Origin of the sequence: Leuconostoc mesenteroides subsp. mesenteroides (genome assembly GCA_009676745.1) — a bacterium.
GTDB classification, from domain to species: domain Bacteria; phylum Bacillota; class Bacilli; order Lactobacillales; family Lactobacillaceae; genus Leuconostoc; species Leuconostoc koreense.
The window spans coordinates 456,781-468,816 of record CP046062.1; the positions used below are offsets into that span (position 1 = coordinate 456,781).

The 12,036-nt window shown below is 39.0% G+C and carries 12 protein-coding genes; 3 read left to right on the forward strand and 9 right to left on the reverse strand.

Features of this window, described 5'->3' with window-relative positions; all coding sequences use genetic code 11:
* Positions 1-84 precede the first annotated feature (84 nt).
* Complete coding sequence (locus GJV51_02175; protein QGM24858.1) at positions 85-897, reverse strand: Cof-type HAD-IIB family hydrolase; 813 nt, start codon at positions 895-897, stop codon at positions 85-87.
* A 326-nt stretch (positions 898-1,223) separates the two neighbouring features.
* Between GJV51_02175 and GJV51_02180 the strand changes: the two genes are divergently transcribed.
* Entirely contained in the window at positions 1,224-1,616 is a 393-nt protein-coding gene (locus GJV51_02180; GenBank protein QGM24859.1) for a RutC protein, read from the forward strand.
* A 430-nt stretch (positions 1,617-2,046) separates the two neighbouring features.
* On the opposite strand, the gene GJV51_02185 is transcribed toward GJV51_02180, so the two are convergent.
* Positions 2,047-4,488 (reverse strand): phosphoketolase, encoded by a 2,442-nt coding sequence (locus GJV51_02185; protein ID QGM24860.1) that lies wholly within the window; start codon positions 4,486-4,488, stop codon positions 2,047-2,049.
* 186 nt (positions 4,489-4,674) lie between these two features.
* Complete coding sequence (locus GJV51_02190) at positions 4,675-5,403, reverse strand: UTRA domain-containing protein (protein ID QGM24861.1); 729 nt, start codon at positions 5,401-5,403, stop codon at positions 4,675-4,677.
* Between the two features lie 92 nt (positions 5,404-5,495).
* On the opposite strand from GJV51_02190, the gene GJV51_02195 reads away from it, so the two are divergent.
* Together GJV51_02195 and GJV51_02200 are read left to right on the forward strand one after the other, a co-directional pair.
* Positions 5,496-5,981, forward strand: a complete 486-nt coding sequence (locus GJV51_02195; GenBank protein ID QGM24862.1) for an aminoacyl-tRNA deacylase — start codon at positions 5,496-5,498, stop codon at positions 5,979-5,981.
* The gene (locus GJV51_02200; GenBank protein ID QGM24863.1) at positions 5,974-6,516 is read left to right on the forward strand and encodes a hypothetical protein; all 543 of its coding nucleotides are present in this window, start codon (positions 5,974-5,976) and stop codon (positions 6,514-6,516) included. Before GJV51_02195 ends, GJV51_02200 begins: the two co-directional genes overlap by 8 nt.
* A gap of 104 nt (positions 6,517-6,620) precedes the next feature.
* Here GJV51_02200 and dnaB read toward each other — a convergent pair whose 3' ends face one another.
* The 6 genes from dnaB to GJV51_02230 all read right to left on the reverse strand — a co-directional run bounded on the left by dnaB (position 6,621) and on the right by GJV51_02230 (position 11,960).
* Positions 6,621-8,084 carry a replicative DNA helicase gene (gene dnaB / locus GJV51_02205; protein QGM24864.1) on the reverse strand — a complete coding sequence of 488 codons (1,464 nt, stop codon included), beginning with the start codon at positions 8,082-8,084 and terminating at the stop codon, positions 6,621-6,623.
* Between the two features lies 1 nt (position 8,085).
* Positions 8,086-8,538 (reverse strand): 50S ribosomal protein L9, encoded by a 453-nt coding sequence (gene rplI / locus GJV51_02210; protein QGM24865.1) that lies wholly within the window; start codon positions 8,536-8,538, stop codon positions 8,086-8,088.
* 16 nt (positions 8,539-8,554) lie between these two features.
* On the reverse strand, positions 8,555-10,582 hold the full coding sequence (locus GJV51_02215; protein QGM24866.1) for a hypothetical protein: 2,028 nt from the start codon (positions 10,580-10,582) through the stop codon (positions 8,555-8,557).
* 163 nt (positions 10,583-10,745) lie between these two features.
* Positions 10,746-11,030: a 30S ribosomal protein S18 gene (gene rpsR, locus GJV51_02220; protein ID QGM24867.1), complete on the reverse strand. Its 285-nt coding sequence runs from the start codon at positions 11,028-11,030 to the stop codon at positions 10,746-10,748.
* A 33-nt stretch (positions 11,031-11,063) separates the two neighbouring features.
* Entirely contained in the window at positions 11,064-11,630 is a 567-nt protein-coding gene (gene ssb, locus GJV51_02225) for a single-stranded DNA-binding protein (GenBank protein QGM24868.1), read from the reverse strand.
* A 33-nt stretch (positions 11,631-11,663) separates the two neighbouring features.
* Complete coding sequence (locus tag GJV51_02230) at positions 11,664-11,960, reverse strand: 30S ribosomal protein S6 (GenBank protein ID QGM24869.1); 297 nt, start codon at positions 11,958-11,960, stop codon at positions 11,664-11,666.
* Between the last annotated feature and the right edge of the window lie 76 nt (positions 11,961-12,036).

A 12,036-nucleotide genomic window follows, 5' to 3' on the forward strand; every position in this document is an offset into this window, starting at 1 on the left:
CCTTGGCTTATATCAGAATATTTTAAATGAAGTAATCTATACAGATTATAACAGTAGTTGTGTCAAAATCGATATACAACTCTTTTAAAGAACATATTTTTCTAGGGCCTGTGCTACACCAGATTCATTATTTGTTGCTGTTTCGACGTCAGCTATCATTTTAATCTTATCAATTGCATTGCCCATGGCAACACCCAATCCTGCTCGTTCAATCATCGAATAATCATTTTCTTGATCTCCGATCGCCATTGTATTTTCAATATCAACATTTAAAGCGTTGGCTAGCGCTTCAAGTGCATTACCTTTCGAAGCAGCTTTATTGATAAACTCTAAATTATTAGCAGTTGACCTGATTACTGACATTTTGTTAGAAATACTTGCTGGTACAGTCGCTTGAACCCTGTCCAAATCATCAGATTCAGCGTTGGCAATACCCTTAATGATTTCAATATCCTCCAGTTTATTGTCATTATCTACAATATGTAACGGCAAATTTACAAGAGAATTTTCAAAACTAGCCCAACGATGGACTAAATGATTGGTCGTATAGGCCGCAAACTGATCTTCCGCTTGAATATACGTTTTTTGCTCGCGCATAAAAGCATTCAGTTCTTTATACTCTGCCAAATCTAGTGCAGCATGAAACAAAATTTGAGCGCCATCAGCAGTTTGCATTAAGCCTCCATTATGTGTAATAACGTATTGTTGGCTTCCTGCGATACCTAACTCATCTAATATATCGCGAACACCTGGAAGGGGCCTGCCAGTTGTAATAACAACTTTGACATCTTTGGCCAGTGCCTGTTGAACTGCAGATTTTACATCTGCTGGAATTTGTCGCTCATCGTTAATCAGTGTACCGTCAATATCGATAGACACAATTTTTATCTCTGACATGTCTTGACTCCATTTTTAAGGATACTATTATTATACCAAACAGCAACGCATTCAAAACATTAATTTATATATTATTAATTGCATTATAAAAAACGAATATTTTAAATATTCAGGACGAATCAAAGGAAAAATGGAATTATTTATATCTACCCTAATATTATCCAATGCTCTGCTAAACGTGTCACCTGATTATTTATCGTCTTTTAATATTATTAATTTATGTATCATGTTTTGTCTATTTGTTCTCATATTTTTAGTTTTTTATTCTACAAACATTGCATATTATGTTTTTTTAGATTAAAATATCAACCAGGAGGACATTATCCATGTCAAAGAAAGTCGTTTCAACAACTACAGCGCCCAAGGAACTCGGACCTTACTCACAAGCTATTTTAGATGATAAAACATTGTACATTTCTGGACAAATTGGTATTGACCCAGAAACTAACGAATTAGCTGGCGCTACGACAGCCGAGCAAGTACATCAAATTTTTAATAATATTGATAACATCTTACACGAAGCAGAATTTTCAAGAAATGACATCGTAAAAACAACATTATTTTTTGATAATCTCGCAGACTTTGCACTAGTTAATGATATCTATGCAAAATACTTCGATACAACTTCAGTTGAAGAACTTCCTGCTCGTTCAGCTGTTCAGGTAGCTGCTTTACCCAAAAATGCTAAATTAGAAATTGAAATTACTGCTATGAAATAAAAAGTAAGGTGTTTTCTTGTATACATTAGTTTTTCTACGATCTCACTAACAATAGTATGGCTCCAGCTAGTTCGACGAGCTATCAGTTTGCAACAGACCGTTGTGCTTAAAGCATACTTTTTTGCCATTTTGACGTTTTTGTCATTTTGGCATTTTTAATTTTCGTCCGAATTTAATTTAACAAATCATCACTACTAACATATGCAAGTATACTATTGGTATCACTTTCTCTAATTCCGTTTCACCGGTATAAGCGATGGTTGCATATTTTTGAAAATGAGTAGCCTTCGTAAGAATACAATCATCAAATCTCAAACCAATACATAAACAAAGTATGAGTCAACAATATAACCATTACGAGTTTTTCCAATGAATTATAAAAAACCAACTATTATAAAGTAATAGTTGGTTTTAATAGAATAATTTCAAATTACTTAAGAGGTGACCATGTCCAGTCAGTGAATTCTGCGATATCACGACCTTCATTACGTGTGACCTCAAAGTGCTTTGCCAATGTGTCATCCATCTTAGCGATGAATGTATCAGCTGCTGCTTGATCAATCTTACCATTTGCTGACAAGATTTCGGCAGCTTCCTTAGCTTGGTGGAAGCGATCCAAGTGTGAATAGACACGCATGTCATATGTCGTTGTGATGTCACCATCTTCACGATAGCCATGCACGTATACATCACCCGTGAACTTACGTTCGAAGAAGAATGATTCAATCAAGTTTTCATAAGCATGGAATCCAAAGATAACTGGTGTATCAGCTTGGAAGTACTTGTTAAATTCTTCAGGTGACAATTCACGTTCATCGTTCATGTTAGGTTCTGACTTCTTTTGCAAACGTAGTAATTCAACAACATTCACATAGCGGAACTTAACTGATGGGAATGCTTGGTTAATCAACCACAATGCAGCCAAAGTTTCAATTGTTGGTTCTGTACCAGCAGATGCAAATGTAATATCAACATCACCAGAAGGTGCAGTAGAAGCCCAATCAATGATCTTCAAACCTTCATTAGCCAATACATCAGCTTCTTCAACTGTGAACCATTGTTGACGTGGTTGCTTTGAAGCAATTAACAAGTTCACCTTATGACGTTCTGAGAAGGCGCGTTCTTGAACAGCCAACAATGAGTTACCATCAGCTGGCAAATATTCACGAATGAAGTTAGACTTCTTTTCAGCCAAGTGAGTTAACATACCTGGATCTTGGTGAGTATATCCATTGTGATCTTGTTGGAATGCAGTCGAAGTTGCAATCAAGTTCAATGATGGATAGTCATTACGCCATGCTTGTTCTGAAGCGTGACGCAACCACTTGAAGTGTTGTGTAACCATTGTATCAACAACACGCAAGAATGATTCGTATGACGCAAATATTCCAACACGACCTGTCAAAGTATAACCTTCAAGCCAACCTTCTGCTTGGTGTTCTGACAATTGTGAATCAATGATACGACCTGTGTGACTCAACAATTGGTCTTGTGGTTCCTTGATTTCTTCCATCCACTGACGTGGTGTGACATCAAACAAGCCCCACAAACGGTTTGACATTGTTTCATCAGGACCGAAGAAGCGGAAACGAGTTGGGTTCAATTTTGAAACTGCACCCAAGTAGTTTGACAATGTTGCCATGTCCATGTTGCGCTTGCTGTCAGCAAATTCCTTACCACGTGTATCATCATTGATATCGTTGGCGAATTCTCTCCAGTTAGGCAACTTCAAGTCTGAACGATCAGCACCGCCATTTGTAATTGGGTTGGCTGACATACGCTTGTCGCCCTTAGGAGCGATAGCTTTCAATTCATCCTTCAAAGAACCATCAGCATTGAATAATTCTTCAGGCTTGTATGAGTTCATCCAGTCTTCGAATTCTGGCAATGTTGCAAGGTCATTTTGTGAAAGAGGCAATGGCACTTGGTGGGCACGGAATGAATTCTCAATAGGATTGTTATTTGCATCGTGCGTTGGACCACCCCAACCCTTTGGCAAGCGAGCAATGATTACTGGCCATGCAGGGATTTCACCATCTTGGTACTTATCATTTTCACGAGCATCCTTTTGGATAGCTTGAATATCTTCAATAGCTTGATCCAAAACCTTAGCAGCAAGTTCGTGGTAAGTAGCGTAATCATGAATATCATCATTTTCGATGAAGCGAGGTGAGTAACCCAACCCTTCAAAGAACTTTGTGATTTCTTCATCACTCATGCGTGAGAAGATTGTTGGGTTTGAAATCTTAAATCCGTTCAAATCCAAGACGGGCAAAACGGCACCATCATTCTTAGCATTCAAAAACTTAATTGAGTGCCATGAAGCCATTGAAGGACCTGTTTCGGCTTCACCATCACCAACTACTGCAAATGCAACTTGGTCAGGATTATCCAAAACGGCACCAAAAGCGTGGCTCAATGAATAACCCAATTCACCACCTTCATGCAATGAACCTGGTGTTTGGGCTGTCATGTGTGATCCAATACCGCCAGGGAATGAGAAACGCTTGAATAAGTGGCTCATACCTTCGATATCTTGAGTGATTTCAGGATAATCTTCAGTATATGCGCCGTCTAAGTAAGCGTTAGTAACCATAACTTGGCCACCGTGACCAGGACCACCAACGTAAAACATATTCAAACCATACTTGTTAATCAAACGGTTTGCATGTGCATACAAGAATGTTTGACCTGAGATTGTACCCCAGTGTCCAATTGGCTTAACTTTTACATCTTCAGCCTTGATAGGTGTATTCGTTACTGAGAACAATGGGTTGCTCTTCAAAAAGATCATCCCAGCTGACAAATAGTTGGTTGCACGCCACCACTTATCAACGAGTTCCAAGTACTCTTTTGAATCGAAATCTGCCATGAGATTAAGTACTCCTTATTTTTTGCAAGAATCATAAACACCGTAAACCACGAACTTCTTCCGTTATTTACTCTTACAGTATAACCGATTACAGTTTTTTCTTCAAGGGAAATGGTTCAATTGGGCCAGATTTTTAAAAGATGTGGTTGGTTTTTAGATTATATTGGAACGTACCAATTATATGATTTATTCGGAGTCCAAACTCACAAAGGCATTGTACCGAAGATATTTATAATGTAGACGCATTGTCGAAAATTCTAGCGGAGTACCATCATCCATAAAGAAAATGCCTTCCATGATACCAACGGGTTCGTTAGCAGTTAGTTCTAGCAATTCTTGGTCCTCATCATTAGAAGGCTCTGCCATAATGGTCATAAACGACTTAGTCACCGTGCGGTGCTTTGTTTTTTCAATATATTCATAAACGGATCCAGAGACTATCGTTCTGTTCAAACCAGGCAAAACATTGATGGGTACATAACCTCGTTCAATCATAAAGGGTACCCCTTCTAACCGACGTAAGCGTTTAATTTCATAAACAAAATCACCCTCGTTTAAAAAGAGGGCCTGCTGTTGTTCAGGTGTAGCTGGAATGACTTGAAAATCCAGTAACTCAATACTTGGTGCTTTTCCACCAACGCGAAACGAATCAGAAACCCCTAGATTTGATCCTTCATGTTGAAAAATTGCGTGATTCTTTAGATAAAGCGGATTAACAAAGGTGCCACTGCCTCGCTTTTTAAATATGACGCCTTGTTGTACCAGTACATTAAGTGCCCGTTTGATTGATGAACGTGATACACCATATTGCTCAGCCAAAGAACGTTCGTCTGGTAATTTTAAATTAGGGAATTCGCCCTGGTAAATTTTTTGTTTTAGATCCGCTTGTACGGTAACATAAATAGATTCTGACATAGTAATTAATAGTATACCATACATTGGTCAGACCAGTCATTGTATTGGTGGACCCAATTTGTGATAAAATAGTACTTATGAGTAAAAAGAAAATGAAAAAAACGTTGCCCGAACAAGTCATGGACAAACACAAAGTGAAATATGAGCCACTTGAACTAAATATTTTGGATAAAACACCAGCTCAACGTGATGCAATACTGGAAACGTTTCACGTGAAACATGATGACATTTATAAAACACTCGCCGCTCATGGTGATAGGACTGGTCCTATTGTTGCAGTATTACCAATTACAAAACATCTGTCGCTAAAAAAGTTAGCAGCTGCATCGGGTAATAAAAAAGTCGCCATGTTGCCTCTTAAAGAATTACAAAAAACGACTGGTTATATTCATGGTGCTAATAATCCCGTTGGAATCTGGCAAAACAAACACTTTCCTATTTATTTCGATCTCAGCGCTACTGAGCAACCGTTTATTCTTGTCAGTGGCGGTGAGTTAAGTCGTTCAGATAAAATCGACCCGCGTGACGTTGCATCACTAGTTGATGCTGAGTTTGTAGATTTATTAGAGCATGATTGATTTTTCAACACAATTTGCACAAAATATTGGTTATTTTTTGGTTCTGCCTATCATAGTTGCTTGGTTAATTAGTTTTTTGTCTGGCTTATTATCACAGTGGCTAACAATTCACACATCTTATATAATAACCGCTATTTTAAGTTTTTTTGGTGTGGTAATACATGAATTGAGTCATCTAATTATTGCCATTGTTTTTCGCCATCACATTACTGGATTTCGTTTATGGCAAATTAGTGACGACGGTGTACTGGGTTATGTCAACCGCGAATATAATCCTAGTAATTTCTATCAAAAACTCGGCAATGTCTTTATTAGTATAGCGCCAATAGCGGGTATAACATCCGTTATCTGGTTACTCATGAACTTTATATGGGTACCTGGTTTATCTATTAGAAACGTACTTGTTATCTTAATTATCGGCAGCCTATTACTTGGGTTTAATCTATCATCTGCAGATTGGCAAAATTTTAGACGCGGTATACCGTTATACTTGATGGTCATTTTGCTCATCTCAATACTTCAATATGTATTTTAAAAAGCACCAGTACTTGTTCCGCTGTTTAAGCGAACAAGTACCGGTGCTTTTTATTTACTATCTAACATAAACTGAGATTTCCAGATAATTACCTGGTTGTTGTCTTACCACCCTGGACTAACATCGGGAGCACCAGCGTTCATGTCATTTCGATATAACGGTGCCATAGCATTAAACTTAAATGTTGGTTTATTGAACATTAAGGTAGCTGTACCACGAGCGCCAGCTCGGTTTTTTTCAAATATAATTTCAATCGGCACCGCTTCTTGTTCTTCACGTGGGTCCCCGTCACCATCTTCAGAGTCACCACGTGAATAATCATCTCGATACAAAAACGCAACAACATCAGCATCTTGTTCAATCGATCCCGAATCACGCAAGTCTGACAAAACTGGACGTTTGTCAGTACGTTGCTCCACACCACGACTCAATTGTGCTAGCGCGATAATGGGTGTATTTAATTCTTTGGCCATTTTCTTAATCGCTCGTGAAACCTCAGAAACGGCTTGTTGGCGGCTCTCGGAGTTATTAGACTCAATGAGGCCCAAATAGTCAATGACGACCATACCGATTGGATGAGGATTTTGAATACGCTCTTCTTGCGTCATATCATTTAATAAATCACGTTCTAGTTGGTGTAGTTTGGCACTAATCTGGTTAATTTTAATACCAGCAGTATCATCCATGTAGATTTTCATTTGTGCCAATGATTGCATAGCAAGCGTTAACGCCTGCCAATCTTCTTGTGTCATCTGCCCTGTGGTTAAATGATTAGAGTCAATTGATCCTTCACCTGCAAGCAACCGACCAACAATATCTGTCGCACTCATCTCCATTTCAAAAATAACAACAGGCACTTTTTCATTTTTAGCTACATTACGGGCAATATTCAACACAAAAGCGGTTTTACCAACAGCTGGGCGAGCACCAAAAACAATCATTTGATCATTTCGAAAGCCATGTGTAATTTTGTCCATTTCAGGATATCCTGTTGATAGACCAACAACATCACTATCATTTTTGACCGCTTCGTCTAGATTAGCTTGATATTCTTGTAATACATCTTTAATTTTTCTAAAGTTTTCATCGCCACGATTTTCTGCAATGGTATCAATGTTACGCGATAATTGTGCTAATAAATCTTCACTTGGTTCCGCAGCATCATAGGCCAATGACATTGTTCTCGTTAATGTGTCAATCATTTTCCGTAGAACTGATTTTTCTCGAACAATATTTGCATAATGCTTCAAATTGGCAGATGAAGCTGTCGATTCTGATATTTCTGCCAAATAAACCATACCACCAACGTTTTCAAGTTGATGCATACTATTTAGTTTGTCTTGCACTGTCAGCATATCAATTGGGCGATTTTCATCTACCAATGCCTGCATGGCTTTAAAAATAGTTTGGTTCGCTAACTTATTAAAATCCTCAGGTACCAAGATTGCACTAGCTTCAATCATCGCATTTTCTGACTTAACAGCAAAAAAGATGGATCCGAGAACTGCACGTTCAGCATCACCATCTTGCGGCACTTGCCGATATTCATTTGATACCGGATTATCCATATTAACCCTCGCTTACATGAACACGCAATTGTGCTGTTACTTCTCGGTGTAGTTTAACTGGTACATCTGTATAACCCAGCGCATGTATTGGTTGATTAAGTTCCATCTTTCGCTTATCAATTTTAATCTGATATTGCTTTTCTAAGGCAGCCGCAATTTGTTTTGTTGAAACAGCACCGAATAGACGTCCATCTGTTCCTGACTTTCCTGTTATCTCAACAACCGTCTTTTCGTTAGCGAAAAAATCTGCTAATTTTTTCGCTTCAGCTAGTTCCTCAGCTGCCGCTTTCTCTTCAGCCTTTTGACGCCCCTTAACTGCGCCCAAATTTTTGCCTGTAGCTGGCTCTGCTTTTTTATTTTTAATTAGAAAATTATTGGCGTACCCATCAGGTACTTCTTTAATTTCTCCTTTTTTTCCGCGACCTTTAACGTCTTCTAAAAATACTACTTTCATTTTTTAATCCCCTATATTAATCTTCTGATTGTTCCGCAATTACATTTAATAGTTGCTGTTTGGCTTCTTCGGTTGTGACATTAGCAATTTGGGTGGCTGCATTGGATAAATGTCCGCCACCACCTAAGGCTTCCATTGTACGTTGAACATTACGTTCTCCAGTTGACCGCGCCGAAATACCAACTCGTCCATCCTGACGTTTCGTGATAACAAACGAAGCATACACACCGCTAATCTGCAATAGTTCATCCGCAGCTTGTGCGGTAAGTAATCCAGAATAGATTTCCTTGCTATCACCAACAGCAATAGCATTTCCTTCATGAATCTCCGCTAAATTGACCAAATGACTTCGCGATTTAAAATCCGAAAACTTCTCTTTCATAAATGACTGAATCAAATTACTGTCAGCTCCGTTAGCACGCAAATAACTAGCAGCATCAAACGTACGTGATCCCGTACGCAAAGTGAAATTTTTAGTGTCAATCTGTATCCCACCTAACATCGCTGTTGATTCTAACTTTGTAATAGGTGCATGTGACTGATCTTGATATTGCAACAGCTCCACAACTAGTTCTGATGTCGATGATGCATATGGCTCTATATAAGACATTAGTGGTTTCTCATCTAAACCTTGCTCTGCCAGACGATGATGATCAATCACAACGACACGGTTGGCTAAGCGCTTGAGTAGCTGTGGCGCGCCGGAAATACTTGCTTTGGCATGGTCCACTAATACTAGTAAAGTATTATCACGTACTAACTTCAAAGCTCTCGCTTCATCTACGATAGAATCGTCAATATTGGATCCTGGTGCTACAAATTCTGCTGGCTTTTTGCGAAGCTCAGCTAACAGTAGCTGGATATCACTGTACACATGCTTTTCGTCCAACACAAGAAAAGCTGGTTTATTTTTGGTCTGAGCCATACGCCAAACACCCAATCCCGAGCCAATTGCATCTAGATCCGGCATGGCATGACCGACAATCATAATATTATCAGCCTGTTCCATTAATTCAGCAATAGTTTGTGATACCATACGAGCACGGACACGGGTACGTTTTTCCATCGGATTGCTGGCACCACCGTAAAAACGTGCCGCTGCCTGTTCAGATTTCACAACCACCTGATCACCACCACGCCCTAGGGCTAGATCCAAGTTTGTCTGAGCCATTTTAGCCAACTTATTAATATCTGTGTCATCATATGCTATTCCGACCGACAATGTCACAGGTGAATTTTGTTGTGCTGTTGCTTCTCTAATATCTTTTAGGACACTAAACTTATCTTTCTCAGCTTCTTTGAGAGCTAACTGATAACCAAACATGACATAATGCAGTGTATTCAGACGGCGAATATAAATATGATGTTCGAGTGCCCAATCAGACAATGCACGTGTCACATATGTCCTTAACGTAGACGTTTCGGACTCGCTCATACCATCAGTGACTTCCTCGTAGTTATCAACCGATATCAGCCCACTGAACAACTGATGATCTTCGTATTTTTGAGTAATCGCGGCATACTCACTGATATCCATCAAATAAATAACCCGTAAGTTTTGTTGAACAAATAAAGAAAACTGCCTTCCCTGCCAGGTGATTGTATTCGTCTCGGAAGCATCAGCATAGTTATCAATCTCTAAAGCTAACTTATTATCTAACTCGGACAACTCTAATCCAAGCACATCTCTTTTGTCTAGATATGCTTGCATATATGGATTAATCCAATCAATTTTTTTATCTTGATTAAGAAGAATAATCCCAATTGGCATTCGAATTAAAGCTTCTTGTTCACTACGTGCAATGCGGTAGCCCAAGCCAGATAAGTACTCTTGTGCATCTTCACTAACTTCTTTGAAGGCTTGTCCACTAAATACTAACCCAATAATAACTATGGCCAACCAAATCAGTCCAAATGTTATATTGAAAAGCATAGCAAAAATAACACTCATTACACTTGATACAAGTAACAAAAAGGCCACTGTACTTAGTTTAGTGTTCTGAAAGAATATCGGTAAATTTTTAAAACTGAAAAATCGTTTCACGTGCTACTTCCTTCTGGTTATCATATCTTCTATTTTACCACAGGGTGTCCTGATTAATATTAGAATACTTCAGACAAACCATCACATGATGCAGTAGACATAGATCAAATCTATACGAAATATACAAAAAAGCCTGAGGCGAACCGCCTCAGGCTTTTAGGAATTAATCTTCCGTAACGAATGGCAACAAAGCCATGATACGCGCACGCTTGATAGCAGTAGTTACCTTGCGTTGGTTTTTTGCAGAAGTACCAGTCACACGACGTGGCAAAATCTTACCACGTTCTGAGATGAAACGTTCTAACAATTCAGTGTTCTTATAGTCGATATATTCGATGTGGTTAGCAGCGATAAAATCAACCTTACGACGACGACGTGGACCGCCTTGTGGGCGACGTGAACGTTGTGGACGTTCTGAATTTTGTGGACGTGAGTTTTGTTCTGACATAATAAAGCTCCTTTCGTAGTGTTTAATTTATTTTTAGAATGGTAAATCATCATCTGATATATCAATTTCTGTATTGCCACTAGCCGCAAATGGGTTAGGGGCAGTATTCGACGGAGCTGATGATTGCGTATTTGAGTTTGAACTCGCACTTGCAAAAGGATCAACACCGTTAAATGAATTGTCATTACCGCCAAATGAATGATCATTTGATCCGCTAAAGTTATCTGCACCATTATTAGATGCCGATGATCCGTTCTGAGAACGACGTTTTTCACTTTCAGCGCGGGATTCAAGTAATGAGAAATTATCAACAACAACTTCTGTCACGTATACACGTTGGCCAGCATTATTTTCATAATTTCTTGTTTGCAAACGACCTTCAACGGCCACAAGTGCACCTTTCCCAGTGAAGTTTGCAAAGTTTTCAGCTGCCTTTCGCCAAATAACGGCGTTAATAAAGTCAGCTTCACGTTCACCACTTGCATTGGTGAAATGACGGTTAACCGCCAAGCTAAACGTACCGACTGCTACACCTGATTGTGTGTAACGTAATTCAACATCACGGGTCAATCGCCCAATTAATACTACTCGATTAATCATAATTAACGCTCCTTTCCCAGTGAAAATTTAAATTTATTCTGCGTCGCGCTTAACAATCATGTGACGTAAGATGTCTTGAGAAATCTTTGCCAAACGATCAAATTCATTGATAGCCTTATCGTCTTCTGCAGTAAAATTGATAATGTGGTATGTACCTTCACGGTAACCAGCAATTTCGTATGCAAAACGACGAGTAGCCCAGTCAGCTGACTTTTGAATTGTTGCACCATTATCTGTCAAGATTGCATCAAAGCGCTCAACAAGCGTCTTCTTAGCATCCGCATCCAAATCAGGGCGAACAATGTAAGTCATTTCGTATGATGTAGCCATTTTATTTCCTCCTTTTGGTCTCTGGCAGCCTTGGCTGCAAGGAGTGATCGCACAAACTGTGCATTCACAATTATTA

Excerpts from the sequence above, each read along its gene's own strand:
- GJV51_02175 (QGM24858.1), bottom strand. The coding sequence starts at position 897 with ATGTCAGAGATAAAAATTGTGTCTATCGATATTGACGGTACACTGATT.
- GJV51_02180 (QGM24859.1), top strand. The coding sequence starts at position 1,224 with ATGTCAAAGAAAGTCGTTTCAACAACTACAGCGCCCAAGGAACTCGGA.
- GJV51_02185 (QGM24860.1), bottom strand. The coding sequence starts at position 4,488 with ATGGCAGATTTCGATTCAAAAGAGTACTTGGAACTCGTTGATAAGTGG.
- GJV51_02190 (QGM24861.1), bottom strand. The coding sequence starts at position 5,403 with ATGTCAGAATCTATTTATGTTACCGTACAAGCGGATCTAAAACAAAAA.
- GJV51_02195 (QGM24862.1), top strand. The coding sequence starts at position 5,496 with ATGAAAAAAACGTTGCCCGAACAAGTCATGGACAAACACAAAGTGAAA.
- GJV51_02200 (QGM24863.1), top strand. The coding sequence starts at position 5,974 with ATGATTGATTTTTCAACACAATTTGCACAAAATATTGGTTATTTTTTG.
- dnaB (QGM24864.1), bottom strand. The coding sequence starts at position 8,084 with ATGGATAATCCGGTATCAAATGAATATCGGCAAGTGCCGCAAGATGGT.
- rplI (QGM24865.1), bottom strand. The coding sequence starts at position 8,538 with ATGAAAGTAGTATTTTTAGAAGACGTTAAAGGTCGCGGAAAAAAAGGA.
- rpsR (QGM24867.1), bottom strand. The coding sequence starts at position 11,030 with ATGTCAGAACAAAACTCACGTCCACAAAATTCAGAACGTCCACAACGT.
- ssb (QGM24868.1), bottom strand. The coding sequence starts at position 11,630 with ATGATTAATCGAGTAGTATTAATTGGGCGATTGACCCGTGATGTTGAA.
- GJV51_02230 (QGM24869.1), bottom strand. The coding sequence starts at position 11,960 with ATGGCTACATCATACGAAATGACTTACATTGTTCGCCCTGATTTGGAT.